The sequence below is a fragment of the Bacillus sp. FSL M8-0350 genome (assembly GCF_038593345.1).
Taxonomy (GTDB): domain Bacteria; phylum Bacillota; class Bacilli; order Bacillales; family Bacillaceae; genus Bacillus; species Bacillus safensis.
Window position 1 is genome coordinate 1,276,269 of sequence record NZ_CP151985.1, and the last position, 26,531, is coordinate 1,302,799.

Annotated in this window: 30 protein-coding genes, 3 riboswitches and 1 other annotated feature; of the genes, 21 read left to right on the plus strand and 9 right to left on the minus strand. The window is 41.3% G+C overall.

What is annotated here, in order from left to right:
• Positions 1–104 precede the first annotated feature (104 nt).
• Positions 105–593 carry a small multi-drug export protein gene (locus NSS80_RS06480; protein WP_317222079.1) on the plus strand — a complete coding sequence of 163 codons (489 nt, stop codon included), beginning with the start codon at positions 105–107 and terminating at the stop codon, positions 591–593.
• 17 nt (positions 594–610) lie between these two features.
• Positions 611–1,156, plus strand: a complete 546-nt coding sequence (locus NSS80_RS06485) for a GNAT family N-acetyltransferase (protein WP_317222078.1) — start codon at positions 611–613, stop codon at positions 1,154–1,156.
• A gap of 18 nt (positions 1,157–1,174) precedes the next feature.
• Here the strand turns inward: NSS80_RS06485 and NSS80_RS06490 are convergent, their stop codons facing one another.
• Positions 1,175–2,218 (minus strand): trifunctional transcriptional activator/DNA repair protein Ada/methylated-DNA--[protein]-cysteine S-methyltransferase, encoded by a 1,044-nt coding sequence (locus NSS80_RS06490; protein ID WP_317222077.1) that lies wholly within the window; start codon positions 2,216–2,218, stop codon positions 1,175–1,177.
• Positions 2,219–2,437: 219 nt separating this feature from the next.
• Positions 2,438–2,572 (minus strand): YrzI family small protein, encoded by a 135-nt coding sequence (locus tag NSS80_RS06495; protein WP_073204910.1) that lies wholly within the window; start codon positions 2,570–2,572, stop codon positions 2,438–2,440.
• Between the two features lie 222 nt (positions 2,573–2,794).
• A riboswitch (guanidine-I (ykkC/yxkD leader) is annotated at positions 2,795–2,904 on the plus strand.
• Positions 2,905–2,969: 65 nt separating this feature from the next.
• Here NSS80_RS06495 and NSS80_RS06500 point away from each other — a divergent pair.
• Both NSS80_RS06500 and NSS80_RS06505 read left to right on the plus strand, forming a co-directional pair.
• Positions 2,970–3,299 carry a multidrug efflux SMR transporter gene (locus tag NSS80_RS06500; protein WP_024426806.1) on the plus strand — a complete coding sequence of 110 codons (330 nt, stop codon included), beginning with the start codon at positions 2,970–2,972 and terminating at the stop codon, positions 3,297–3,299.
• The gene (locus NSS80_RS06505) at positions 3,296–3,610 is read left to right on the plus strand and encodes a multidrug efflux SMR transporter (protein ID WP_024424636.1); all 315 of its coding nucleotides are present in this window, start codon (positions 3,296–3,298) and stop codon (positions 3,608–3,610) included. Before NSS80_RS06500 ends, NSS80_RS06505 begins: the two co-directional genes overlap by 4 nt.
• A gap of 136 nt (positions 3,611–3,746) precedes the next feature.
• On the opposite strand, the gene NSS80_RS06510 is transcribed toward NSS80_RS06505, so the two are convergent.
• Positions 3,747–3,932 (minus strand): hypothetical protein, encoded by a 186-nt coding sequence (locus NSS80_RS06510; protein ID WP_024424637.1) that lies wholly within the window; start codon positions 3,930–3,932, stop codon positions 3,747–3,749.
• Between the two features lie 161 nt (positions 3,933–4,093).
• Between NSS80_RS06510 and purU the strand changes: the two genes are divergently transcribed.
• From purU to NSS80_RS06540, 6 genes are all read left to right on the plus strand, one after another.
• Complete coding sequence (gene purU, locus NSS80_RS06515; protein ID WP_024424638.1) at positions 4,094–4,996, plus strand: formyltetrahydrofolate deformylase; 903 nt, start codon at positions 4,094–4,096, stop codon at positions 4,994–4,996.
• A 43-nt stretch (positions 4,997–5,039) separates the two neighbouring features.
• Positions 5,040–5,258: a binding site (T-box leader), on the plus strand.
• Positions 5,259–5,313: 55 nt separating this feature from the next.
• Entirely contained in the window at positions 5,314–6,411 is a 1,098-nt protein-coding gene (gene proB, locus NSS80_RS06520) for a glutamate 5-kinase (RefSeq protein ID WP_041085058.1), read from the plus strand.
• Between the two features lie 12 nt (positions 6,412–6,423).
• On the plus strand, positions 6,424–7,671 hold the full coding sequence (locus tag NSS80_RS06525; RefSeq protein ID WP_317222076.1) for a glutamate-5-semialdehyde dehydrogenase: 1,248 nt from the start codon (positions 6,424–6,426) through the stop codon (positions 7,669–7,671).
• Positions 7,672–7,795: 124 nt separating this feature from the next.
• Positions 7,796–8,932, plus strand: coding sequence for a Rap family tetratricopeptide repeat protein (locus NSS80_RS06530; RefSeq protein ID WP_024426809.1), 1,137 nt, complete (start codon positions 7,796–7,798; stop codon positions 8,930–8,932).
• Positions 8,922–9,056: a hypothetical protein gene (locus tag NSS80_RS06535; RefSeq protein WP_024424642.1), complete on the plus strand. Its 135-nt coding sequence runs from the start codon at positions 8,922–8,924 to the stop codon at positions 9,054–9,056. Before NSS80_RS06530 ends, NSS80_RS06535 begins: the two co-directional genes overlap by 11 nt.
• Before the next feature lie 171 nt (positions 9,057–9,227).
• Positions 9,228–9,656, plus strand: a complete 429-nt coding sequence (locus NSS80_RS06540; protein WP_024424643.1) for an organic hydroperoxide resistance protein — start codon at positions 9,228–9,230, stop codon at positions 9,654–9,656.
• Positions 9,657–9,688: 32 nt separating this feature from the next.
• Here the strand turns inward: NSS80_RS06540 and NSS80_RS06545 are convergent, their stop codons facing one another.
• Positions 9,689–10,135, minus strand: a complete 447-nt coding sequence (locus tag NSS80_RS06545) for a MarR family transcriptional regulator (protein WP_024424644.1) — start codon at positions 10,133–10,135, stop codon at positions 9,689–9,691.
• 161 nt (positions 10,136–10,296) lie between these two features.
• Here NSS80_RS06545 and NSS80_RS06550 point away from each other — a divergent pair, with 161 nt between their 5' ends.
• Positions 10,297–10,713 carry an organic hydroperoxide resistance protein gene (locus tag NSS80_RS06550; protein WP_024424645.1) on the plus strand — a complete coding sequence of 139 codons (417 nt, stop codon included), beginning with the start codon at positions 10,297–10,299 and terminating at the stop codon, positions 10,711–10,713.
• Positions 10,714–10,946: 233 nt separating this feature from the next.
• Here NSS80_RS06550 and NSS80_RS06555 read toward each other — a convergent pair whose 3' ends face one another.
• The 3 genes from NSS80_RS06555 to NSS80_RS06565 all read right to left on the minus strand — a co-directional run bounded on the left by NSS80_RS06555 (position 10,947) and on the right by NSS80_RS06565 (position 15,259).
• Entirely contained in the window at positions 10,947–11,417 is a 471-nt protein-coding gene (locus NSS80_RS06555; protein ID WP_024424646.1) for a nucleoside deaminase, read from the minus strand.
• A gap of 139 nt (positions 11,418–11,556) precedes the next feature.
• The gene (gene metE / locus NSS80_RS06560) at positions 11,557–13,845 is read right to left on the minus strand and encodes a 5-methyltetrahydropteroyltriglutamate--homocysteine S-methyltransferase (protein ID WP_103132213.1); all 2,289 of its coding nucleotides are present in this window, start codon (positions 13,843–13,845) and stop codon (positions 11,557–11,559) included.
• Positions 13,846–13,994: 149 nt separating this feature from the next.
• Positions 13,995–14,186: riboswitch (cobalamin riboswitch) on the minus strand.
• Positions 14,187–14,299: 113 nt separating this feature from the next.
• Positions 14,300–15,259, minus strand: coding sequence for a S8 family peptidase (locus tag NSS80_RS06565; RefSeq protein ID WP_024424648.1), 960 nt, complete (start codon positions 15,257–15,259; stop codon positions 14,300–14,302).
• Between the two features lie 443 nt (positions 15,260–15,702).
• On the opposite strand from NSS80_RS06565, the gene NSS80_RS06570 reads away from it, so the two are divergent.
• The 7 genes from NSS80_RS06570 to NSS80_RS06600 all read left to right on the plus strand — a co-directional run bounded on the left by NSS80_RS06570 (position 15,703) and on the right by NSS80_RS06600 (position 22,103).
• Positions 15,703–16,389: a response regulator transcription factor gene (locus NSS80_RS06570; RefSeq protein WP_034281512.1), complete on the plus strand. Its 687-nt coding sequence runs from the start codon at positions 15,703–15,705 to the stop codon at positions 16,387–16,389.
• Between the two features lie 3 nt (positions 16,390–16,392).
• Positions 16,393–17,742 carry an ATP-binding protein gene (locus NSS80_RS06575; RefSeq protein WP_034281513.1) on the plus strand — a complete coding sequence of 450 codons (1,350 nt, stop codon included), beginning with the start codon at positions 16,393–16,395 and terminating at the stop codon, positions 17,740–17,742.
• Between the two features lie 66 nt (positions 17,743–17,808).
• On the plus strand, positions 17,809–18,498 hold the full coding sequence (locus tag NSS80_RS06580) for a PepSY domain-containing protein (protein WP_034281514.1): 690 nt from the start codon (positions 17,809–17,811) through the stop codon (positions 18,496–18,498).
• Between the two features lie 93 nt (positions 18,499–18,591).
• Positions 18,592–19,110, plus strand: a complete 519-nt coding sequence (locus NSS80_RS06585) for a PepSY domain-containing protein (RefSeq protein WP_041116422.1) — start codon at positions 18,592–18,594, stop codon at positions 19,108–19,110.
• A gap of 281 nt (positions 19,111–19,391) precedes the next feature.
• The gene (locus tag NSS80_RS06590) at positions 19,392–19,532 is read left to right on the plus strand and encodes a hypothetical protein (protein WP_003212346.1); all 141 of its coding nucleotides are present in this window, start codon (positions 19,392–19,394) and stop codon (positions 19,530–19,532) included.
• Between the two features lie 133 nt (positions 19,533–19,665).
• Positions 19,666–19,830: riboswitch (M-box (ykoK) riboswitch) on the plus strand.
• A 207-nt stretch (positions 19,831–20,037) separates the two neighbouring features.
• Positions 20,038–21,396 carry a magnesium transporter gene (gene mgtE / locus NSS80_RS06595; protein ID WP_024424654.1) on the plus strand — a complete coding sequence of 453 codons (1,359 nt, stop codon included), beginning with the start codon at positions 20,038–20,040 and terminating at the stop codon, positions 21,394–21,396.
• A gap of 308 nt (positions 21,397–21,704) precedes the next feature.
• Positions 21,705–22,103, plus strand: coding sequence for a membrane lipoprotein lipid attachment site-containing protein (locus NSS80_RS06600; protein WP_034281516.1), 399 nt, complete (start codon positions 21,705–21,707; stop codon positions 22,101–22,103).
• A gap of 34 nt (positions 22,104–22,137) precedes the next feature.
• Here NSS80_RS06600 and NSS80_RS06605 read toward each other — a convergent pair whose 3' ends face one another.
• Positions 22,138–22,467: a MerR family transcriptional regulator gene (locus NSS80_RS06605; RefSeq protein ID WP_024424656.1), complete on the minus strand. Its 330-nt coding sequence runs from the start codon at positions 22,465–22,467 to the stop codon at positions 22,138–22,140.
• Between the two features lie 192 nt (positions 22,468–22,659).
• Between NSS80_RS06605 and NSS80_RS06610 the strand changes: the two genes are divergently transcribed.
• From NSS80_RS06610 to NSS80_RS06620, 3 genes are all read left to right on the plus strand, one after another.
• The gene (locus tag NSS80_RS06610; RefSeq protein WP_087975683.1) at positions 22,660–22,815 is read left to right on the plus strand and encodes a hypothetical protein; all 156 of its coding nucleotides are present in this window, start codon (positions 22,660–22,662) and stop codon (positions 22,813–22,815) included.
• A 37-nt stretch (positions 22,816–22,852) separates the two neighbouring features.
• Positions 22,853–23,017, plus strand: coding sequence for a stress protein (locus tag NSS80_RS06615; RefSeq protein WP_034281517.1), 165 nt, complete (start codon positions 22,853–22,855; stop codon positions 23,015–23,017).
• Positions 23,018–23,374: 357 nt separating this feature from the next.
• On the plus strand, positions 23,375–23,839 hold the full coding sequence (locus NSS80_RS06620) for a MarR family transcriptional regulator (RefSeq protein WP_087975546.1): 465 nt from the start codon (positions 23,375–23,377) through the stop codon (positions 23,837–23,839).
• Between the two features lie 30 nt (positions 23,840–23,869).
• Here the strand turns inward: NSS80_RS06620 and NSS80_RS06625 are convergent, their stop codons facing one another.
• Positions 23,870–26,290, minus strand: a complete 2,421-nt coding sequence (locus NSS80_RS06625; RefSeq protein ID WP_317222075.1) for an EAL domain-containing protein — start codon at positions 26,288–26,290, stop codon at positions 23,870–23,872.
• Positions 26,291–26,531 lie beyond the last annotated feature (241 nt).

Genomic DNA, 26,531 nt, shown 5'->3' on the forward strand with positions numbered 1-26,531 from the left:
CACATCTCATACGATGTGTTTTTCTTTTTCTAAAAAAATGTAGAAATGGAATTGTCTTTTTCATTACAATGGGGAGAGGACAAAAATGAAAAGGGGTTCTGTTTTTGGATATTGTATGGGGATATATACTCGTTTTTGTATTGGCTGCCTTGCCTTTTTTTGAAGTGATTGGTGTCGTTCCATTCGCAATCTTAAGTGGGCTGCATCCTGTGACAACGGCTGTGATTGGATTCATCGGCAACTTTTTGACAGTCTTGCTTCTCATTGTGTTCGTGGACCGGTTTAAAGCATGGTGGTTAAAAAGAAAAGAGGAAAAAGGTGATGAAAAAGGAGAGAAAAAGCAGCTGCGCGCGAGAAAAATTTGGGAACGATACGGTCTGCCTGGGTTAGCGCTCATAGGACCTTTTATCATCGGCAGTCATTTAGCAGCCTTGATGTGCATGAGCTTTGGAACGAAAAGAAAGCAAGTCGCGGTGTGGATGACTGTCAGTTTAATGATGTGGACAGCGCTGGCTGCAAGTTTAACCGGTGCGGGCTTCCATTACTTTGCCCCAGATTCAAATGGATTGTTCGGAGATATTTTTAGCAAGTAAAAAAGGGGGGATCATCAATGACACATCAAATAAGGACAGTGCTTGAAACAGAGCGCCTTAAACTGAGAACGATGAATGAACATGATGCGTCATTTTTATATGACGAGCTGTTCCAAGATGAAGAAGTGATGAAGTATTATCCTTCTTTGAAGGATGAACAGCAGACAAAAGAGTGGATTGCATGGAATCAAAAAAATGACCGCATGTACCACACCTCGCTATGGATCATTGAAAATAAAGAAACAAATGAACGACTTGGACAAAGCGGAATTGTTCTGCAAAACATCGAAGGACAAACGGAGCTTGAGATCGGCTATATGCTAAAGAAAGCGGCGTGGGGGAATGGCTATGCTGCTGAAGCCGCAAAAGGCTGTCTTACCTATGGATTTGAAGAAATGAAGGTCAGACGGATGGTCAGTTTAATTCGTCCTGAGAATGAAGCGTCAGTGAAGGTCGCTTTAAAAATGGGCATGAAAAAAGAAAAAACCATTTCAAAATGGGACCAAATCATAGATGTATACAGCATCACACGTAATGGCGAAAACGGCTCGCTTACCGAATAAGCAGAGCCGTTTTTCCTTTTATTCACGCTGTTCTAACTGAAGCAAATATTTCTTCCGTTCAATCCCCCCGCCGTAGCCTCCAAGCTCACCACTTGTTTGAATCACGCGGTGGCAGGGAATGATAATCGCCAATTGATTGGCACCATTTGCATTACCAACGGCACGAACCAAATGCGGATCGCCAAGTTTCGTGGCTAGATCTCGATAGGATCTCGTTTCTCCTGCTGGAATGCGTGAGAGCTGGTCCCATACCTTCATTTGAAAAGGGGTGCCATGTAAGGAAAGTGGTACAGTAAATTTGGTCAGCTTTTTCTCAAAATATAGGGCCAATTCCTTTGCTAATTGCTGATGAACGTTTGTTTCTCCAACTAAAATGCGGGCATGATGCTTCTTTCTTAATGTTTCAATTTCTTTTTCGAGCCCCCGCCTGTCCATAAATTCCAGTAAATACACATGTGTGGCATCTGTCACGCTGATCATCCGCCCGATCGGTGTGGAAATAAAATTAGCATAGAGAATGTGAATCTGCGCTTTTTTAGGGGGATTTCCCATGATTTTCGTAAATGCATCATTGAAGGCGCTTGAAGATTCATAGCCGAAAGTGACCTGCTGATCGATTACTTTTTTTCCGTTCAAAATTTCTTTAAAGGCAAGTCCCATTCGGCGAGATCTTGCATATTGTACAAAGGTCATGCCGTAAATGTCTTTAAATTTTCTTCGAGCTGTGGCAGAGTGAATCCCTAATTGGCGGAAGTCCTCTTCCTTCCAGCGTTTCTCAGGATTTTTTTCTACTGCTGAAACGAGTGTTTTGACTTCTTCAGGAATGCTGTTCGGGTATGTTAATGGTGTGCAGCGCTTGCAAGGGCGATACCCTGCCAGCAGTGCTTCCTCCGCTGTAAAGAAAAACTCACAGTTTTCAAATTTTGGCTTTCTGGCCGTACATGTGGCATGACAGAAGATGCCAGTTGTCTTAATACAGGCAAAGAATGTGCCGTCATATTGCGGATTCTTGTCAACAAGTGCTTGATAAAATTCATGTTTTTGTTCATCGGTCATCATCATATGAATCCACCTCTTAATTTTCTATAAAATGTTTTTCAGCATTATTTGGAGTACAACGGATGATCTGTAAATGCATCATCCTAAAGTTGAACGTTCATCACATCAATCTGATTTTATTATATCAGCGGTGTGATCGTTGCCGTACCCGGAATAGATCCTTCTCCCTCGTATAACAATCAAGCATCATTCTCCTTCTTTTCTCATTTTTCACTTCCTGTTTTAGTTCATATATTTTAGCTGCTTCTGTTTCATTTCTTCATAAAATGCTTCAACTTCTTGTTCGTAAAGTACGGTCTCCATGTCCTTGTATTTACGCTTAATCGTCAATGTCATAAAAAATAAATGAATTGTCATATACGCTCGTTTCCTTTCAGTTCGCAGCATGTGAAACAGCCCGCAGATCTTCTTTATCAGTTGACCTGTTTCTAACCCTTAGTATACGGAGGTCCCATAAAATTTCTTTCGAAAAATGAACAAGTATATTTACGTGTGGCAAGCAAAGCGGTAGACCGGTATTTCGGGGTGTGATACAATTTTGACACACAGAATCTGCTTTAAGTCAGATCTGTTTATTAAGAATTGGTTTTCTAGGGTTCCGTGCGGGTGGCGCAGTCTGGACCGAGAGAAAACACATAAGGTCTACAAAATAGACCGTATGTACACGGAGGGATAAAAGCCCGGGAGATTTGATCAAACGATCGATTTCCGGGCTTTTTTTGTTGGTTGGAATCGTTCAGAAAGGAAGGATTAGATGAAATGGGGAAATGTCTTTATTGCGGCGATCTTTGAAGTCGGCTGGGTGATGGGGTTGAAATATGCTGACTCTTTATTGGAGTGGGCCGCAACCATCGTTTGTATTGTCGTCAGCTTTTATTTACTCCTGAAAGCCACGACTGTACTGCCAGTTGGCACACTTTATGCCGTTTTCACCGGACTTGGGACAGCAGGTACTGTCATAGTAGGTATGGTACTGGGAGAGCCAGTACAGCTGGTGAAATTACTTTTAATCATGGTGCTTTTAAGTGGTGTATTAGGGCTTAAACTAACCACAGGTGAAAAGAAAGGAGAGACTGAATCATGAGCTGGCTTTTACTCATTGGTGCAGGCATTTTAGAAATGCTTTGTGTCACCATGATGAATCAATTCCAGAAAGACCGGCATGTCAAATGGATTTTATTCATTGCAGCTGGATTTTCGCTGTCCTTTCTCATGCTCTCTCTTGCGATGAATACAATTCCGATGGGAACGGCATACGCCATTTGGACTGGCATTGGAGCTGCTGGAGGAGCCATTGTCGGCATGCTGTTTTACGGTGAGTCGAAGGACGCAAAACGTATATTCTTTATCGCACTGATTTTATCTGCGGCGGTCGGGTTAAAAATCATTGAATAAGAAAAGGCTGTCATCTGTCTGCCAGCCTCAGCATGTAGACAAACCCACACATTCTTTGTCAGGCCTGCAATGGTTTTCTATCACGCTGAAAAAGAAGAAAAAGGGCTAAAATAAAAATCATTTTAGCCCTTTTTTGTTACATCGAATGATGATTGGAATCGTTTTCATTTTTGCGGTAAAGCTGACTCACTAGAAGAAAACAGACACCAAATGTGAGCAAAGGAATGAGTCTCTCACCGGCCATAAAAAGATAAATACCTGTGATCAGACATACGATGCCGAGCCAAAAGCTCACTTTACCAAACAAAGTCATGCTTTTCATCTCCATCACTCCTTTTGTGATAAAAGGTCTACTCACATTATATCACGCTAGGTGCAGAATTGAATGAATATTCAATAAAAAATGGACTCTTCATTGCTTTTTCTCTTTCCAGTCCAGTATAATATTTCATTAGAATGAAAACGCAAATGAGGTCATGATACATGAGAACATTGATTACAGAGAAACTTGAATTACACAGACAAAAGCACGAGCAAAAAGGCAGATTACTTGTCAGCTGCCCAGATCAGCCTGGTATTGTATCAGCTGTTTCTTCCTTTTTATTTGAGCACGGAGCGAACATCATTGAATCCAGCCAATACACAACCGATCATGAAAGCGGCCGGTTCTTTTTAAGAATTGAATTTGATTGGAAAGACATCTCGGCGAATATGGATCAATTGAAAAATAGCTTTGAGCCAATCGCAGCATCATTTCAAATGACGTGGAGCATGTCGCGTGCAAGTGAGCTGAAAAAGCTGGCAATCTTTGTCTCAAAAGAGCTTCATTGTCTGCATGAGCTTCTGTGGGAATGGCAAAGCGGAAATTTAATGGCTGAAATCGCAGTTGTGATCAGCAATCATGAAACGGCAAAAGATACAGTAGAATCGCTTGGAATCCCATTCCATTTTGTAAAGGCGAACAAAGACATTCGCAAAGAAGCTGAAAAAGAGCAGCTCGCCTTATTAGAAGAGTACGACATTGATGTGGTTGTGCTTGCTAGATACATGCAAATTTTAACGCCTGGATTCATTGAAGAGCATCCGAACAAAATCATTAATATTCATCATTCCTTCCTGCCAGCGTTTATTGGTGCAAACCCATACAAGCGGGCATATGAGCGGGGGGTCAAATTAATTGGTGCGACTTCTCATTATGTCACCAATGATTTAGACGAAGGCCCGATCATTGAACAGGATATTGAGCGGGTCGATCACCGGGATGATGCGGAAGCCCTAAAAAATATTGGCCGGACAATTGAGCGCAGTGTGCTTGCACGTGCTGTCAAATGGCACCTTGAAGATCGCATTATTGTTCATGAGAATAAAACGATTGTCTTTAATTGACCGCTTGACTTTTCTTTAGCAATTGGTGATAATATAAAAAAATTAACGAGCGTTGAAAAGGAATAGTAAGCAGGAACTGATGCGTAAAGAGAGCAAATGATGTGCTGAAACATTTGCCGCAGACAGCTGCTGAACCTGCCCTTTGAGCCTTAGAGGAAAAATCTAAGCGCGTGCCTGGCGTTACAGGAGTTGAGTGGAATAAGCAGATTGCATGCTTATTCAATGAAGGTGGTACCACGGAAAATCCCTTTTCGTCCTTTACATAAGGAGAAATAGGGATTTTTTTGTGCCTAAAGGTATAGCGGAGGGAATCAAGGATGAAAAAGCAAAGGATCGTCATAAAAATTGGCAGCAGTTCATTAACAGAGCAAAAAGGAGCCATTGATGAACAAAAGATGCAGGATCATGTAAGAGCCATAGCAAAGCTCAAAGAAGCAGGTCATGAAATCATTTTAATTTCGTCAGGAGCCGTTGCAGCAGGATTTGGCAGCTTAGGCTATCCATCAAGACCTGTGACCTTAAAGGGGAAACAGGCAGCTGCCGCCGTTGGTCAGGGCTTGTTAATGCAGAAATATACAGAGCTTTTTTCACAGTTTCACATGACACCTGCTCAAATGCTTTTAACACGTAATGACTTTTCAGATCGAACAAGATATCGAAATGCTTACGCAACGATGATGGAGCTGCTGGAAAGAAAGATTTTGCCGATCATAAATGAAAATGATTCAGTCTCCATCGAGGAGCTTACCTTTGGGGATAATGACATGCTGTCAGCTCTTGTCAGTGGATTAATCCATGCAGACCAATTGATTATATTAACAGACATCAATGGCATTTATGATGCAAATCCAAATGAGCATCCTGAGGCGAAGCGGTTTGATGTCCTGACCCACATTTCAGAAGAATTGTTTTCATATGCAAAGAGCACCGGTTCAAAGGTTGGAACAGGCGGAATGAAATCGAAGCTCTCAGCTGCACAAACGGCACTTTCACTTGGCGTGAAAGTCTTCATTGGCACTGGCACTGGGGAAGACAAGCTGCTTCGCATACTTGCGGGTCAAGGCGACGGAACGTATATCGGTGAACAGGATTTATCAGCTGTGAACAACCGCCGTCAATGGATTCAATTCCACTCACCGGTCTCTGGAAAGATCATGATTGATGCAGGAGCAGAAGCGGCGATTTTGCATAATGGCAGAAGCCTTCTTCCGGCAGGAGTCATTGATGTCGCTGGTGACTTTTCTAAAGGAGAAGTCGTAGAAGTCGTCGGTCCAAACGGATTAGTTGGTAAGGGACAAACCTTGTACGCCTCCGATGAGCTTCTCGGCATTAAAGGAATGCGAAGTGACGAGCTTTCAAAAGAGAAGCCTGAGGTCATACACCGAGATCACTGGGTACAGCATGTACAAAACTGAGGAGGGAATACGATGAATGAAGTTCTTGAAAAAGCAAAAAAAGCAAGTGCAGCCAAAGATCAGCTGCTTCTAAAAACGACGGAACAAAAAAATGCTGCCCTGCACGCCATCGCGAGTGCACTAAAAGCATCTTCAGCTTATTTAATAGAGGAGAACCTAAAGGATGTTCAGGCTGCTGAGGAAAAGCAGTTCACTCCATCTGTCATTGACCGGATCACACTCACGGAAGAGAGAATTGAAGCCATTGCAGACGCGACCCTTCAACTCATTCAGCTAAAAGACCCAATTGGTGAAACGTTAGAAACCATTCAAAAAGAAAACGGCCTGCTCATCGAAAAGGTCCGTGTACCGCTTGGAACGGTTGGAATGATTTATGAAGCAAGACCAAACGTGACAGTCGATGCTGCGACCCTTTGCTTGAAAACTGGAAATGCTGTGATTCTGCGCGGAAGCTCATCTGCTATTCATAGTAATAAAGCAATTGTAAAGGTGATTCATGAAGCGCTTCATACGACGGATATTCCAGTAGACAGTGTGCAATTGATTGAAGATACTGGCCGTGAAACGGCGAAAACGCTGTTCACCTTAAATGAATACCTGGATGTCCTCATTCCGCGCGGCGGGAAGAATTTAATTGATCTTGTCGTGAGAGAGTCAACTGTGCCGGTGCTTGAGACAGGTGCAGGAAATTGTCATATCTATATTGATGAAACAGCAAAAAACGAAATGGCTGAGCGGATTGTGCTGAATGCCAAAACCCAGAGACCCTCTGTTTGTAATGCGATCGAGAGCATTGTCATTCATGAAACATGGGCAAAAACATACGGTGCTTCGTTATTTGAAGCCCTTCAATCAAATGGGGTAGAAATACGCGGTGATGAAGCCGTTTGCGCGCTTGCTCCTAGTGCTACATTAGCGACAGCAGAGGACTATGCAACGGAGTTTTTAGCACCGATCGTCAGTATTAAAATTGTAGAAAACATAGAACAAGCGATTCAGCATATTCAAACATATAGCTCTAAGCACTCTGAAGCGATCATTACGGAAAACGATGAGCATGCAGCCCTTTTCTTAACAGCTGTCGATGCTGCCGCTGTTTATCATAATGCCTCTACTCGTTTCACAGATGGCTTTGAGTTTGGCTATGGAGCGGAAATAGGAATTAGTACACAAAAACTTCATGCAAGAGGGCCAATGGGTCTGCCAGCCTTAACGTCTGAAAAATTTGTCATTCGTGGTCAAGGACAAATAAGAGAATAACGAATTTAAAAGAGAGTCTTGTGACAACAGGCTCTCTTTTTCCTTTCATTTTTGTATTTCTCCGGTCAAGTATGATAAAATATGGTAATGTTTTATATTTTGAGAAGATTGGAGAAGGCAACGTATGGCGAAAATCATTCCCTCTTCGGATATTGGAGTGAAAATCAACAAGTGGTATGAATTAATCCGCAGATTTGATTCCGAACAAGCAGAACAGTTAAAGCAGGAAATTCGCACCTCTCTTGATTCAATGGAAGAAGATCAGAATTTGCTTCTCTATTTTTCTTTAATGGAATTTAGGCATGAGGTCATGCTCGATTATTTAAAGCCATTAAAGGAAGGAAAGCTTCGCGCCAACTTTTCCGAGCTTTCGAAAGAAATAGATGAGCATCAAACGCATGTTACAGGCATGCTTGAATACTACTATCATTTTTTTAGAGGCATGTATGAATTCGGGCGGAGGGAGTATATTGCTGCCATATCGTCTTATCAAAAGGCAGAGCACAAGCTTTCTTTTGTATCAGATGATATTGAACGTGCGGAATTTCATTTTAAAATGTCAGAAATATATTATCACATGAAGCAAACACATATCTCGATGCACCATGCTAAACTAGCGCTGGATGTTTATGTTCAGCATGAACTGTATGCGCTTCGCACGATTCAGTGTGAATTTATTGTGGCCGGTAACTACGATGATATGAGAAGGCATGAAAAAGCATTACCACATCTCGAAAGAGCACTTGCGAGATCAAGAGAGTTTCAGAATGTGCGTTTTATTGCCTCCTCTTTGTTTAATATGGGCAACAGTTATTACCGAATGGGAGACTTGGGCCGCGCACTCGAATTAATGAAAGAATCCATCTCGTTATTTGATCAAAATCAATCCGATCATCTTCGTCGATCTATAGACCCTCTTTATACAGCCGCTCAGATATTATACAAACAAGGAAAACACGAAGAAGCATTACACTACAGAGAAGAATGTATGAAGAGAGCAGAAGCTCTTCAAGATGACATTCATATTCAGAAAACCATATTTCTAGAAGCATTGTATTTAAGACAAGATGCTGAGCATATTAAACGAATTTTCCATTTTTTAGAGTCTGCCTATGCATATCCAGATATAGAGGAGCTGGCATTAGATACCGCAAAGTATTATAATGAAATGGGGGATTATGAAAAATCTTCCATGTTCTATGGGGAAGCGGAACATGCTCGAATCTATATTCAGAGAGGGGATTGTTTATATGAATTTTAAAAAATGGGCAGTCGTCTGTACAAGCATCACCATTATGGCATTGTGGCTGGCAGCAGCAAATGCCGACCCAGATAACAGAAACCATACGCTAGAACAACCGAATCCGCAGCATGACACGATCTAAAAGCCCTTTTTAAAGGGCTTTTTTTTACTGCCTAACAATTTCCGGACATACTCATAAAAAGGGTTCAGGCAGGAAAACTTAAAAAAGAGTATTTATTGATTGACTCTGTAATTTAAATTGTGTACAATTCAATTGTAGAAAACATTATTGAAGAGAAAGAGGGTTATATTCATGTCAGACGTTTTATTTACAGCAACGGTATCAGCTGTCGGAGGAAGAGAAGGTAAGGTTGTTTCAACAGATGGTGTACTTGAACATGATGTAGCAATGCCTGGAACACCAAGAGCAAAAAAACTTGAAAAAGCAACAAATCCAGAGCAATTATTCGCAGCAGGCTACTCTGCATGTTTTGATTCAGCCCTTCAAATGGTAGCAAGACAAGAGCGTATTCGCTTTGAAAGTGAAGTTACAGCACATGTCAGCTTATTAAAAGACAGTTCAGATGGTGGCTTCAAACTAGGCGTTCAATTAGAGGTAAAAGGAACTGGAATTGAGCAGTCAGCATTAGAAGAACTTGTTCATAAAGCACACGGCGTTTGCCCATATTCAAAAGCAACTCAAGGAAACATCGAAGTAGAACTAGTAGCTGTCGCACAATAATAGACATTATAAAAGGCTGAGGGAATATTCCCTCAGCCTTTTGATTGTGTTAAATTTTGCAAAAGCTCATGTAAAGAGGCACGCAGTGTTTTTAGCTCTTCTTCCGATCTGCCTGTCCCAGTCAGCATGTGAGACGGAATCGCAGTGGCCTTTTCTTTTAGCTGCTCTCCATATTCCGTTAAACGAATTTGTACAGACCGCTCATCCTCTTTCGAACGTTCTCGGATAATGAGTCCATTTTGCTCCATTCGTTTCAGCATGGGCGTGAGTGTACCGGAGTCTAAATAGAGAAGCTCTCCCATCGTTTTCACATTTAATGTTCCATGCTCCCACAATAAAAGCAGTGCCAAATATTGCGGATACGTAATGTTTAATTCTTCTAACAACGGTTTATACTGCTTCGTCATCTCTCGTGAACTTGCATATAACAAGAAACAAAGCTGATTTTCCAGCTTCATATGTTCAAATTCATTTGTCATGTCAGTCACCAACTATTTTTTGTCATACTTATCATTGTATAAGATTTTCTTCCTTTTTAAAATAAATACAGACGAAAAATGAAAAATTCTTCAATGTGCGATAAATGTTTGAGAAATGAATAGAACGTGAAAAGGATGAATAGATGAAGGAGGAGATGAAGATGAAACCATTATTCACAGCAAAAGTAAAGGCGCAGCATGGAAGAGCTGGACATGTTCGTTCAGAGGATGGTGTGCTCGACCATAACATTGTCATGCCTAACGCAAAGAAAGATGGAGAGACTGGTACAAACCCAGAGCAATTATTTGCAGCAGGCTATGCAGCTTGTTTCGGAGGAGCACTTGAGCACGTAGCGAAGAAGCAAGGGATAGAAATAGAATCGGAAGTAGAAGGACATGTCAGTCTTTTAAAAGATGAAAGCGACGGCGGCTTTAAGCTTGGCGTAAAGCTGATTGTGTCTGCGAAAGGTCATGATCATGACAAAGTGAAAGAGCTTGTCCATGCTGCCCATGAATTCTGTCCATATTCAAAAGCAACAAGAGGGAACATTGAAGTAGAGCTTGAAGTGGCGGAGTAATAGTAGAAGACACCTGCTTACCCGCAGGTGTCCAGCGTGTAGACTAACCCTCGCATTCGGTGTCAGGTCTGCGCTCCGGTGCTCACGAATGTCAAATTCGCTCCGCTGCTCGTCCTTCCTAGGGCTGCAAAGGTTTTCTATCACGATGAAAAGAAGACAAAGGGCTAAAATAAAGATCATTTTAGCCCTTTGTCAACAATCCGCAACACCTGCTTACGAGCAGGTGTCTTTTTTTAATATTCTTTCTTTTTATCGTATGCTTCCCATGCTTCAAATGGTGCAAGGGTTTTTTGAGGTGTCAGCTTGTAAAATGGTATATTTCTTGATTCGTATTCTTTGTTGATTTCTTCATAAATAAATGAGTCATCAAAACCAGAATCCGCTGCATCCTGATGTCCAGCAGCAAAATACACAGCTTTTGGTCTAGCCCAGTAAATAGCGCCAAGGCACATCGGACAAGGCTCGCAGCTTGTGTATAGAATGCAATCTTCTAATTGGTATGTATGTAGAGTTTGGCACGCTTTGCGAATGGCTGTGACTTCTGCATGTGCGGTTGGATCGTTACTCGTTGTCACGTTGTTGCTGCCCTCTGCAATAATCTGACCATCCTTGACAATGACTGCTCCAAAAGGGCCGCCAGTACCACTATTGACTCCTTCTACTGCAAGATCAATTGCGCGTTGTAAAAAATCTTCGTGATTCATTGTCTTCCTCCCTTTGTTCGACTGACTTCTCTAGTATAAACGAATCATGCTAGAAAAGAAATCATCATAGCAGGAGATCGAACAGGCCAATTTGCGCATAAAAAACCCCTGCCGAGTTCAGCAGGGAAGAGACATTCAATTAAGCGTGCTGCGCCAGCTTTTTACGAGCGACTTCAGCAGCTGTGACCATGTTTTTCAAAGCAGCAATGGTTTCAGGCTCTTGTCTAGTTTTTAGACCGCAATCCGGATTCACCCAGAAGCGATCTGTTGGACAAACGTTCAGCGCATCATCAATAATTTCGCTCATTTCTTCAACAGATGGAACGCGCGGGCTATGGATGTCATAAACACCTAGTCCAAGTCCTTTCAAATACGGATGTTTTTCTAAGTAATCGAGGAATCCGCCATGACTGCGTGAATGTTCAATTGTAATCACGTCAGCATCCAAGTCTTCGATTGTATCGACAATATCCTCGAAGTTACTGTAGCACATATGTGTATGAATTTGTGTTTCATTTTGAACGGATGATGTGGATAAACGGAATGACTCTGCTGCCCAGTTTAAATATTCTGCCCAATCACTTTCTTTGAGCGGAAGTCCTTCTCTTAGCGCAGGCTCATCCACTTGGATCACTTGAATACCAGCTGCTTCTAAAGCTTCTACCTCTTTACGCAAAGCGAAAGCGATTTGGAAAGCAATGTCTTTGCGAGAGATATCCGTTCTTGGGAAAGACCAGTTTAAGATGGTAACAGGTCCTGTCAGCATGCCCTTGACTTTTTTCTTTGTTAAACTTTGTGCGTAAACTGTCTCTTTCACTGTCATTGGCTCTGTAAACTCTACATCTCCATAAATGATTGGCGGCTTCACGCAGCGTGATCCATAGGATTGAACCCAAGCAAATTTTGTAAAGGCAAATCCGGCTAGCTTCTCACCGAAGTATTCAACCATGTCTGTACGTTCAAATTCCCCATGTACGAGCACATCCAGACCAATTTCTTCTTGAATATCAATCCATCGTTTTGTTTCTTTCTTAATAAACTCATCGTACTCTGCATCTGTCCACTCATTTTTGCGCCATTTTTGACGAGCACTGCGCACTTCGGCAGACTGCGGGAAACTGCCAATTGTTGTTGTTGGAAGAAGCGGGAGCTCAAGAGATTCGTTTTGGATACGAAGGCGTTCTTCAAAGGCAGCTGGACGTTTAAAATCTTTCGATGAAAGATTGTTGCGTTCCGCTGTTAGATCCGCATTTGTTCCTTTTGCGAACTCTTTTAAGGTAAGAAGTGCTTGTGCTGCTTCGTTAATATCAGCATCAATGGCAGCTGCTCCTTTTGTTAAACCTTCTTTTAGCAGTGTCAATTCAGCCAGCTTTTCAGTGGCATAAGACAGTCCGTTTAATAGTTTTTCTTCAAGCTGTTCGCTTGGGTGTTTGGCAACTGGCACATGCAGCAAGCTGCTTGATGGCTGTAGCCACACTTCTTTCGGCTGAACGTCAGCAATGACTTCAGAAATAAAGGATAATCTTTCGCCAAGATCTGATCTCCAAATATTTCTTCCATCAATGACGCCTGCTGCTAAAATTTTATCTTTCGGGAAGCCGTGCTTTTTCACTTGATCAAGGTTGCGCCCTTGATCATGGACAAAATCAAGACCGATTGCTTCAACAGGATAGGTGACAAGCTCTTCATACGCATCTACTGAATCAAAGTATGTTTGAAGAAGAATGTTCAACCCAGGTACGGCTTCTTTGATCGTTTGATAGATTTCTTTTACGGCTTTTACGTCTTCACTGGAAGCTGTGACAAGTGCAGGTTCATCAATTTGAACCCATTTGACGCCTGCTTCTTTAAGTTCTTTTAAAAGCTGAGTATAAAGCGGCACTAGACGCTGCTGGATTTCTTTCACTTCATTTGCTTCATAACCTTTAGAAAGTGAGACAAATGTATATAGACCAAGTACAACCGGTTTTGTTTCAACACCAAACGCCTTTTTCACCTTTTCGTAAGCTTCAAGCGGCTTGTTGTGTGTGAGTTTAAATTCTGTGCTTTTTTCGTATTCTGGAACGATGTAGTGATAGTTTGTATTAAACCATTTTGTCATTTCACTTGAGACGGCATCTTTTGTTCCTCTTGCCATCGCGAAGTATGTATCTAGCGGGTCTTTTAAGCTGCGGAAGCGCTCTGGAATCCAATTGAACATAACAGCGGTATCCAGCACGTGATCATAGAAGGTAAAGTCTCCAGAAGGAACAACATCAATTTGTTGATCGATTTGTGTTTTAATGGCAGTTAAAAATTGTTCATCCAGTGTGCTTAAGAGGGTTTCGCGGTCTGTTTGACCTTTCCAGTAAGACTCAAGTGCTTTTTTCCATTCTCTGTTTAAACCAATGCGCGGAAAGCCTAGATTACTTGTTTTAACAATTGTCAATTCCAATTCCTCCTCTAAATATAAAAAGACATTTACGCTCATGATCATGATTGATGAGGTAAATGTCTGGTTTAAAAGACAAAATGTGTGTGCGAAATAAGGCGTGAGTATCACTGACGCTTTTCCGACATCTCCTATCAACCGTAGGGGGTTTGATGTGATAGAGCGGCTGGTATCCTGGCTGGTGAATCTGCAAGCTTTTCATCCTTCCCATCCTAATGACAGTGGATTCCTGAGAAAAGCTCTCCTCACTCACAGTGGCGGGACCGCGCCGGATTTTCACCGGTCTTCCCAATTAAAATTCGACGTGTAATCGAATTACCGACTCTCAAACTATGAATTTATTGTGTTCGATTATATAACGTTCACTTCATTTCGTCAAAGTAAATTTTGAATAATTTTAATTAAAAAAATCCTGAGAAAATTCTATCTTTTCTCAGGACCTCTATTTAAGCTATAGAGATAAAAGATCTGCTTCTAATGTTTTTTCTAAAAGGACATCAGGCGCAGTTAAATATAAAAATCCATTCCCTACAAGGGCTTTCGACTGTTTTAATGGAAGGGTTCTTCTGACAAGCTGAGCATAAACCTCAGGCTCTGTCAGCTTGCGCTGGAACGCTTCTTCTTCGGCATTTTTAATAATGGCTAGTGCACCGCTTACGTGAGGGGCAGCCATTGAAGTCCCTGTGAGCCTGCCATATTTATGGTTAGGGAGAGTGGATAAAATGTCTTCTCCTGGAGCGACGAGGTCGATTTCTTTATTGGCGTTAGAAAATTCAGAGGATTCTCTAGCAAGGGAAACAGAACCGACGGCAATGACTTCATTGTATGCTGCTGGGTAGGAGAACTCTTCCGTACGCTCGTCCCCGTCCCCTTCATTTCCTGCTGCGCACACAACAAGCACACCGCTTTTTACCGCATTTTGAATGGCTTCCTGCAGGGCAGGCTCATTGCTTGGACCACCGAGAGACATAGAGATAATATCCACCTTCTGCTCTGCGGCATAGTTGATGCCATCAATGATCCACTCATATTTTCCGCTGCCATTTTCACCGCCAAGAACTTTCACGATGAGCAGCTTGGCTTCAGGGGCAACCCCTAAAATTCCGCCATTTTGATCGGTTGCGGCAATCGTTCCTGCTACATGGGTACCATGCCCATTATAGTCTTTTACATTTTCAGCATCTCCATCGTCATCATCGGTAAAGTTCTTCCCACCGATAATCTGATCTTTTAAGTCGGGATGCTCTGTGTCACAGCCTGTATCAAGGACAGCAATGGTTATGCCTTTTCCTTTGAAGCCACTTGACCAAAGTTCGGGTGCTTTAATCTCCTGAATACTTTCCGGCGTCTCTTTCGCTTCCATCACATTGGCTTTTACTTCATACGGAATTAAGCGAATTTCACCTTTCATAAGAAAGCCCTCCTTATTTTGTTTTCAAAGTAGATTCAGGCTGCATAATGTTATTGTATAAAAGAAACTTTTGATCGGAAAGGGTCAATTGTAATAATTTTTCAAATAATCAATCTATTATCAAAAGTGCAGTTCTCCTCACATATTGACGAAAGAGCTCACCTTTTGAAGAAAACTCTTGATATCATATGAAAAAGAAGGAAATGCTGCATAGTGAGGTTGCACCTGTACAGATGAAAATGGGTGAATAGAACTAAAAGAGGCAGACTAAAAAATAATGAGATGAAGTAACAAATTGAGAAGAAGGATCAAGTTAAATGTTTTTTCTCAAAAATAATTCCCTCCATAAAAAAATAGATGTGAAGATTGTGACTGTTCCAAATGAGAAAGGCAACATATAATAATGGAAAGACAAGCTTGCCTTTTAGATAGGAGAGATAGAGATGAACAAAGGGAAGATACTCGTAGTCGAAGATGAAAAGAAAATCGCTAGGGTGCTGTCACTTGAACTTGAATATGAAGGATATGAGGTGACAGTCAAAGAGACAGGAATGGACGGCCTTCAGGCTCTTGAAGAAGACAGCTTCGATTTGGTGCTGCTTGACGTCATGCTTCCAGAGTTAAGCGGTCTTGAAGTGCTGAGAAGGGTTCGAAAGACAAATACAGCGACACCTATTATTTTGATTACAGCAAGGGGGAGTGTCCCTGATAAGGTAAGCGGGCTCGATCTTGGGGCGAATGATTATATAACAAAACCTTTTGATATAGAAGAATTATTAGCACGAATTCGCGCGCAGCTAAGACTGAATATACATGCACAAGAAGAAAAGGAGACAGAGCTGAGCATAGCAGATTTAACGGTCAACGAGAAAACAAGAGAAATCCAAAGGGCTGGGCAAATGCTTGAACTCACACCGAGAGAATATGACCTGCTTGTCCACTTACTGAACCATCAGCAGCAAGTGCTCACAAGAGATCAGCTTTTAACAGCGGTTTGGGGTTTTGATTATTTTGGTGATACAAATGTGGTAGATGTCTATATCCGTTATTTAAGGAAAAAAATCGATTACCCATTCGAAAAACAGCTGATTCACACAGTGAGAGGTGTGGGTTATGTGATGAAAGGATAAAGAATGAGATTAAAAAATAAGATTCAGCTTTATACGTCGTTGTCTTTGTTTTTAATGGTGCTCTTGTTTCATACAGCCATTTATTTTATTTTTTCGATGACCTTGACGCAAAAAGATATGTCCCGCTTGTCTGAGGTGGCTGAAAATATTGCCATTGCTTTAAAAAAATCAGAGGAAGAGGGTCTTCCGTCCTCGGAGCTGCTGAAGGCGTACCTGCCTCAAAATGGTATGATCCGAGTCGTGACAGAAACGGGAGAGTCAAAACTGACTGTCACAAAGGAATCAACGTTTAGCTCACTGCCTTTTACATACGAATCTGGCCAGACAGCAGAAATCAAAGAATACAATAAGCATATGATTGCGTTCGCTGCTATTCCGGTCATTTGGACAAATGGTGAGATTATGTCGCTTCAAGTATATGAAGAAATCGAAAATACGGAAGAGAACTTAGCGTTATTAAAAATGATTTTAATCGCTACCGGCGTTTTGTTTATTGTGCTTTCCTATTTTGCAGGCCACGTTTTAACAAAGCAAATTGTCCGGCCGATTAGCAGAATGACGAATACCATGAAGGCAAGTATGAAAGAGAAGGCGTTTAAACGAATTGAATTAACAGGCGATTCAAAGGATGAACTATATCAAATGGGACAAACCTTTAATGAAATGTCCGAGATTCTCGAGAAGCATTATGAAAAAGAACAGCAATTTTTGCATGATGCCTCCCATGAATTGAAGACACCGATTACCGTCATTATGAGCTACAGCAATTTACTCAAACGCTGGGGGCAAACACGTCCAGAGGTTGTAGAAGAATCCTCCCAAGCGATTCATGATGAAGCGAAAAAAATGAAAAGACTGACAGATCAATTATTGACATTGGCGAAAAACGGCCAGCCGTTATACTTGGATATGAAGCCGGTTGATCTTGGTCATTTGTGCAAGCAGCTTTGTCATACACTTGAAGTGGCTACCAATCGAACGATTCAATCTCATGTGCAGACAGATCAGCCGCTGATCGCAGAAGGAGACGAAGAGAAAATCAAACAGCTTTTGACCATCTTAATTGATAATGCGGTCAAATATAGCAGAGAGCCAGTTGATGTGACCTGCGGATGGGCAGAAGACAAGCCATTTATTTCAGTGATTGATCAAGGAATTGGCATAAAAGAAGAGGATCTGCCGAAAATCTTTGACCGCTTTTTCCGTGTGGATGAAGCGAGAAACAGTGAGACGGGCGGAACCGGACTCGGTCTTTCAATTGCGAAGCAAATTGCAGAAGAACATGAGGCCGAGCTGAAGGTAGACAGCCGTATCGGCGAAGGGACAGCCATGACCATTCTTTTTCAGAAATAAATGGGTCTTTTCTCATCAATTTCTCATTTCCTCCTTATAAAATAGGAAATAGGAAGGAGGCGCTGCATGTCTAGAAAAACGAAAATGGTGCTTGCGCTCGCAGGATGTCTTGTGATTCTTGCGGCCTTTGCAATGCTCATGATCCAAACCATTGATCAAAAAATATTAAGTGAAGCAGAAATGAAAAAAATGATCGCAAAAGACTACAATGGAAACATTACACATATTGATTTAATCAATCATAAACAGGACTATACAATGACGCTGGAAAATGCAAACGGCATCTATCAAATCATTGCATCTTCTGCAAGCGGTCAAATGAAAGAAATTAGACAGTTAAAAAGCTATCAAAAGCCAAATGAAAAAAATGCTGAGCTCCAGGCAGAAGAGGCGGCTGTTAAAAAGGTGAGCGGAACTGTCATTCAAAAAAAAGAGACGTCAGATCGTTTCATTTTTACCATCCAATCAAAAAAAGAATTATATCAAGTCGAGGTCGACAAACAGTCATTTAAGGTGCTTGAAGCAGAAAAGAAAAAACCAACCTCTAAAGAAAAGAAGCTTACGAAAATCACTGTCGAGGAAGCCATCCAAATTGCCGTCAAAGAAGTTGGCGGAACAGTGGATGATGCTGATCTTGAAACATTCAGCGGTATGCTCGTATTTGAGGTGGAGCTGGATTTGCCTGACGGCAGAGAGGCGGAGGTGCTTGTGAACGCCTATACAGGGGATATTGAGGGCATTACGTACGAAAACTAATCCTTTTCTCATGATATTCTCATGTTTCTTTCCTTCCTTTATCATCTTGTTTTCTTAAGATAGAGAAGAAATCAAACAGAGGAGGAATTGAACATGATGAAAAAAGTACTAGTAGCTACAGCATTAACGGGAACTCTTGTCGCAGGTGGTTTCACACTTCAAGCGCAAAATACAAATCAAACAGCAAACGCCGAGCAAGTCGTGCAAAAGAAATCGTCATTTGTTTCAAAGAAACAAGCTGAAAAAGCAGCCTTAAAAGTGGTGAAAGGCTATGTGGATGATGTGGATCTTGAGCGTAAAAAAGGAAAATGGGTGTATGAGGTCGAGATCAAAAAAGGCGGCTTTGAATATAAAGTATATGTCGATGCAAAAACTGGAAAAGCGATGAATGATCCAGTCAAAGAAAAGAAACAGAACGTGAAGATCACGGAAAAACAGGCTGAAAAAATGGCTCTTGCAAAAGTAAAAGGCACAATCACTGATTCTGATCTAGATAAAGAAAATGGTGTGTACATTTACGAAATTGAAATCACAACACCAAGCGGCGAGGAAGTTGATTTTGAGATTTCCGCTAAAACAGGCAAAATCCTGAAGCAAGAATGGGATGATTAAGCTATGACCAAACCTTACACTTTCATGTGTAAGGTTTTCATCGTGTAGACAAACCCTCGCATTCGGTGTCAGGTCTGCGCTCCGATGCTCACGAATGTCGAATTCGCTCCGCTCCGGTGCTCGCCCTTCCTAGACTGCAAAGGTTTTCTATCACGCTGAATAGAAGACAAAGGGCTAAAATAAAGATCATTTTAGCCCTTTGTCAACAATCTGCAAACCTTACACTTTCATGTGTAAGGTTTTTTCATTGGGACAAACTACGGGAAAGGAGGCGAGAGAATATGAAGAAAAAAGAAGAAGAGCAAACAATGGATCACGCGGAATACGTTCCGCATCCTGATGGAGAAGGATATGCTTTGTTTTTGCATGATTCCTTTCATCTCCTCTCCCAAGAGGATATGAATCAGCCGGAAGAGGAATAAAAAGACATGAAAAGGGCGATGGCTGAGCTGTCTATCGCTCTTTTTTTGAAAAGTAAGCGAATACATAAGGATACTTGGCATCTTGCTTATTGACATCATTCCGCTTTTTCTGTAATCTCAGTGTGTTAACAATATGAGACTTCGTTAGGTGAGGCTCCTGTATGGAGATACGCTGCTGCCCAAAAATGTCCAAAGACGCCAATGGGTCAACAGAAATCATCGACATAAGGTGATTTTTAATGCAGCTGGATTTTATCCTATGCCATACAGTGCTAAAGCTCTACGATTGAAGGAGCAAGTGTTTATTTTGTCATGCTTACAAAGCGCCTTCATTCGGTTGAAGGTGCTTTTTTATGAGAAAAGGAGGTGTGGGGATGGATCATCCCGATTCGAGACACATAGAGAGTATGTCAAAAGATCAGATTGACGCATCAGACAGAGGAGATCCTGACCCCGCACATTCTAAGGGATTCGGGTATCTCCTGACTTTGGGGAGGTAACAGCGATGATACAGAACATTACGTACGATGAACTCATTTTAAGAATCATTATTTTATTAAGAGATGGCAAACGCAAAGAATTTAAAAACATTATGGAAGAACTTCAGCCATATGATATGGCCTATTTATTTAAAGAACTTCCAGAAAAACACCGCGGCCGTTTCCTCAGCTTTTTAACAATCGATGATGTGACGGAAATGATGGGTGAGCTTGAGCGCGAATACCAAGAAATTGTGCTTGAAAAAGTAGGAAAAGACAAAGCCACCTTCGTCACAAACAAAATGGATAACGATGACCTAGCCAACTTGTTTGATGAAATGGATGATGAGCTGAAAGATCAGCTTTTATCAAACATGGAGGCAGAGGAATCAAAGGCCGTCCAGCTTCTCATGAATTATCCTGCTGAGACAGCAGGCCGGATCATGACCAACCGGTACGTATGGATTCCTCAGCACTATACGGTTCAGGACGCAGTTGTAAAGCTGAAAAGCTTTGCTGAAATTGCAGAATCGATCAACTATTTATATGTCATTAATGATCAAAAGCAGCTTGTAGGGGTTCTGTCGTACCGGGATCTCATTTTAGGTGAACCAGATGAAAAAGTGCAGGATCTTATGTTTACAAGAGTCATTGCCGTTGGAGCTTTTCAGGATCAGGAGGAAATCGCAAAGCTGATTGAACGGTATGATTTTCTTGCCATTCCTGTTGTAGAAGAGAACAATGTCCTGGTCGGAATCGTCACAGTCGATGATATCATTGATGTCGTCATTCAAGAGGCAGGAGAAGACTATGAGAAGTTCGCTGCCTCTGGTAAAGATATTACGTTCGACACGCCCGCTTTTGTTGCAGCATACCGGCGTCTCCCGTGGCTCATTTTGCTCTTATTCATTGGGCTGATTTCAGGCAGTATTTTAAATTACTTTGAAGATACCCTTCAGCAAGTCGTCGCCTTAGCCTTCTTCATGCCGATGATTGCCGGAATGACAGGGAATACAGGCACACAGTCGCTTGCGGTCGTCATTAGAGGACTTTCAAAAGAAGAATTAACGAAAAAAACCATTATGCGCCTGATTTTTAGAGAACTCCGAACAAGTATTTACATTGGGATTGTCTGTTCCATCATTATTACAGTCGTCGCAATGGTGTGGCAGGGAAATATGATTTTAGGATTTGTTGTTGGTTCGTCACTGCTTGCCACACTGATTATTGGAACGATGGCAGGTACGATCGTGCCTATTATTTTACACAGATTAAACGTGGACCCTGCGATTGCATCTGGGCCGCTGATTACAACATTGAACGATATTTTATCACTGCTCATCTATTTTGGTATTGCGACAGCTTTCCTTCATACACTCATGTAGCAAAAAGACTGTAAAACATGACGTTTTACAGTCTCAGCGCGCCGACAAACCCTTGCATTCGTTTTCAGTTCTTGCGTGCCGGTGCTCACGAATGTTCAATTCGCTCCGCTCCGGTACTCGTCCTTCCTAGACTTCAAAGGTTTTCAGATCGCGCTGAAAGGTAGACAAAGGACTAAAATAAACATCATTTTAGCCCCTTGTCCACAATCTAAGACTGTAAAACATGACGTTTTACAGTCTTTTTTTGTATAAAGATTGCATATAGCGCTTCCATCCTTTACATTTTAAGGAGAAGGTGGGAGAGAAACATGAAGAAATTCTTATTCGTTTTGATATGTATGTTTTTGCTGAGTGCATGTCAAAGGGAGGACGAGGGGAAAGACCGAAGGCTAGTGGCTGCAGAGCATATGCTTGAAGCCATCACCGAAGGAAATAAAAGAAAAATGGAAGACATCTACGTCGAAGGCGCAGTCCCGAGCCCAGACGACATTCTGAAGCTGAAAAAAGAATGGGGCATAGACACGCTTTCTTATGAGGATTTTCAATTGGAAGAAGCCAGCATTCATGTGTTCCACGCGAATTATGAAGATGCAAAAACCGGGAAGAAAAAGGCACTTGCCCTGCGGGTGAAAGAAGATCCTGAAAGAGGCGGCGTGCTGATTGACTTTGTAGGGGTTGTTGAAGGTACTGAAGCTTCCTCTAAATAAAAAGAATCGTTCAAAAGAGCGATTCTTTTTTTGTTTAACGATTTTTATACCGAAAGTGTGCGTTAATCTGGCCTTCCAGCATTTTTTTCTTAAATTGTCCGCTTTTTAGCGCTTGTTCTTTTTTCTTCATGTCTTTTAAAATTTCAGCTGTCTGCACACCGTCTTCCCGTTTATTGGCGATGTCCATCAAACGTTCAACATCTGCAAAAGAATATTTCCGTGTGCCTCTTGTTGAGCGCTGGGGGTAAATGAGTTTACGTTCCTCATAATATCGGATTTGCCTGACGGAAAGCCCTGTTAGCTCACTGACAATCCCGATTGAAATGACTTTTTTATCTTTATAAGATACATCTTCCTGCGTCATATACTCACCCCTGCAAGTCTTTTCTTCATATTATATAGAACGAGAAGGAAAAAAACCTATCGTTTGTTAGAAAATATAACACAAAAACGAAAAAAATGAAAAAACCATGGAAGGAAAGATAACAGGGAGTGTGCAATACATCTTACGGCGGCATATAATCATGGTGAGTTGACATAGGAGGAGGAGCATATGATGGAGCAAGCACAGATCATTCGTATGGCAAAAGAAATCATCGCATTAGATGTGAAGAGGGATGAATTGCTTGAGCAATTCATGCAGGCTGCAGGTCAGAATGCACATGCGCTTCTAAGAGCCATGCAAAATGATTTGTATAAGAAGTCTTCATAAGCACCCGATCCAAATCACTTGATAGGAGGGATAATCGGTGCGGCGTATATTAAAAGAAGCTTTAGCAAAGGAAAGACATTATTATACGAAGCAGCTATGTTCATTAGGAGTTTACAGCCCTGATGCGGCCAAGGACATGACAATTAGTGACTTAAAAAAAGAGTATCATTTCTTTTTCAACAAAACAGAGCGCTATTTGTAAAAATCCCTTGAAATGTGCGTATGTCACATAAAGGGTTCTTTTTTTGTGTTTAATATTATAGCAATATTGAATTTTGTAGAAATTTGGCGAATGAAGTGTAAGAAACCATAGATTCTTTACAGATTTTGTTAAAGTGTGTCGCATCTTGATGGTTTGCTGAAAAAGCTTTTTTTCGAGATGATTGTGAAAAATAAGAAGGATTTTAAAAGTTTATATCGAAACCTTATACATAACACGAATGGAGTCACTTATGTGGTTGAAAGGGTTTTCAAAAACGTACTTCTATTTTTTACGAAAGGCTCCAACTGCACCGCAAGACAGCCTTGAAGTTAAAAAAATATTATAAGAGGTAGATATGTGATGAGACTATCGTTTAATGAAGAAGAAGTAGAACGCTCAATGACGCTTTACAAGGTTTTTGCAAGAGCATTTAAAAGCGTTTCAGAACACAGTATTAGAGACAGCAAAGAGCATGGATTCAATCCAACTGAATTTGCCGTTCTTGAATTACTGTACACAAGAGGTGCTCAAAAGCTTCAGCAAATCGGCTCAAGACTCCTGCTTGTCAGCGGGAATGTGACGTACGTAATTGACAAATTAGAACGAAATGGTTTCATTGAAAGAGAACAGGACCCCAAGGATAAACGGTCTGTTTATGCCCATTTAACGGAAAAAGGGCGAAGCTATCTTGACAAGATTTATCCGATCCACTCTCTTCGGATTGCGCGTGCATTCTCTGGTCTGACGCGTGAAGAGCAAGAGCAATTGATTAGTCTATTGAAAAAAGCAGGTATTCACAGTCAGCATTTATTATTTAGATAAAACGAAAAGGTGCCAATGATGGCACCTTTTTTATGTGTCAAGCAGCGCCGGATAGGCGATGAATTTTTCAATATCGCTTGCTGGCAGCGGCTTGGCATAATAAAACCCTTGCAGGTCGTCACAGCCCTGGGCAGATAATAGCTGAGCCTGTGCAAATGTTTCAACACCTTCTGCTATCACTTCGAGAGATAATTGATGTCCCATCGCTATAATAGCCCCTGTAATCTGTTCAGACTTTGAATCACTTAAAATATCCTCTATAAAGGATTTATCAATTTTCAGTCGATGAATCGGTAAATCCTTTAAATAGCTTAATGAGCTGTGGCCTGTACCGAAATCATCAATACTAATGCGGACGCCAAGCTGTTTCAACGACGTTAACACCTGTTTTGATTGCTTGATATTGTCCATTGTCATACTTTCTGTGACTTCAAGCTCCAAGAGTGACGGTTTCAGATCGTATTTTTTCAGTGTCAGCTTGATCAAATCAATTAAGTCTTCAGAATTGAATTGTTTCGCAGATAAATTGACAGCCACAGGGATCTTTAGCCCATCGTTATACCACCTTTTTGCCTGCTTGCCAGCCGTATCAATGACCCATCTGCCAATATCGATGATCAGTCCTGATTCCTCTGCCAGCTCAATAAAAGCTTCAGGTGACTTTAAGGAACCATCTGGTGCCTTCATTCTTAAAAGGGCTTCAACCCCAGTCATTTTTCTTGTTTTGGCACTGACTTGCGGCTGGTAGTGAAGGACAAATTGTTCTCTTTGAATGGCATCCCTCAGCTCCAGCTCCCGGTTTAACCTGTCCTCACTCAATCTTTCCATGGATTCGGTAAAGAATTCATAACGGCTTTGCTTATGTTTTTTGGATAAATACATGGCCATATCGGCTTTTCTCATCAGTTCCATCCCGTTTTTTCCATTTTGCGGAGAGATAGCGATTCCAATGCTGATCGATGTAATGAGCTGATGGTTCTGGATGAAAAAAGGACGTTCAAATTGATGGATGATATTTTTAGAAAATTGTTCGATTTTATGTGTATCATGATCCATGTGGGGAAAGATCATTAAAAATTCATCACCGCCAAGTCTTGCGATAAAGCCATTGTCCGGTAAACATTGCGTTAGTCTGTTTGCGGCAGCTTTCAGCAGTAAGTCTCCTATGTTATGACCAAGTGCATCATTAATAATTTTAAAACGATTTAAGTCCAGAAACAGAACCGCTGTTGATGTTTTTGACTTTTCTTGAGCGGAGAGAACATCATTTAAATGATTGATGCCGTGGCGGCGGTTAGGAAGCTCTGTTAGTGCATCATAATGTGCCATCACATGAATTTCTTTTTCTGCAATCCGCTGCTGTGTTAAATCTTTTAAAACAAGATAAATGCTGTCGAGTGAATTGTTCACATGAACAGGTATGTAAGTGACATGATAATAATAAAAACGATCTGCTGCTTTCAGTTCTGCTTCGCGTGTGATGGCCTTTTTTGACTGAGAAATAAATTCTTCCCACAACTCAGTCGGCATCACATATTGGCTGACATCATCACCAATCTTAGAATTGCACAACTCTAAGATTTGTTTACCAGAGTCATTTGCAGAAAGAACCTTTCGATCGACAGATAACACGATAATGCCGTCTATATTATGTTTGATGAGCGATTGAAACCGCTGTTCATTTTCTTTCAGCTGATCTGACTGCGTCATGATCCGGTGATCAATATAGGCACCAAAGATCATCAGCGTTTGAACAATAAGTGTCATCAATCCGATGAAAATCGACAGACTGAATGGCGACATTTCAAGATAGCCGCCTGCAGCGGCCTGTCCATTTGAATGATAAAACATGGTAGAGGCAGCCATACCAGTATAATGCATGCCTGCTATAGCACCGCCCATCAACATTGAACCAAGGCTCTTTAAAAGATAATTCTTCCGTTTACTTTTCATGTGCTCAACACGAAAGAAGAGTTTCAATGAGAAGTAGGAGGTAATGGCAGCAATGAAAAACGAAAGAAAAAAGAGGACTGGATCATAGCTGATTGAGACATTGGCCATTGATTCCATTCCAAGATAATGCATGCTGCAAATAGCTGAACCCATGGTGATTGAACTAATGAGCAGCCGTCTTCTAGAGAGCTGCTTTTGAATGCATATTGAAAAAGCGATCAAGGATCCGATAAATGAGGCCAAAATCGATAAAATCAGTAAGGATGTATCATATGTGATACCAACACGCATTTGAAATGCCATCATGCCAATAAAATGCATCGACCATATCCCCATTCCCATGATCATTGCACCAATGAGCAGCCATACCTTTTTCTTTGCACCGCTTGACTGTGCTACCCTGCTGGCTATATGAAGAGCTGAGTAGGAGGCGACAGCGGCGACAGCGATTGACAGAAAGACAAGCCATCCATTGTAGCTTCCTGTTAAATGGGTCATGTAAGAAAACCTCCTGTATCTTAAAACAGACATATACTTAATATATCGGATCGAATGGCTTCTGTGTTCACCTTTCCTTCACTTAAATACAACAATCAACGTTTTTTTCACCCTTCTTTTATAGTAAAATCAAATTTAATGTAAAAAAACGACGAAAAGCGAATCGTTTCTTCGGTTTTATTCGTTTAATATATGGTGTGATTCTAAAAGAGATAGAATCAGTCAAATGATTATGTTTGAA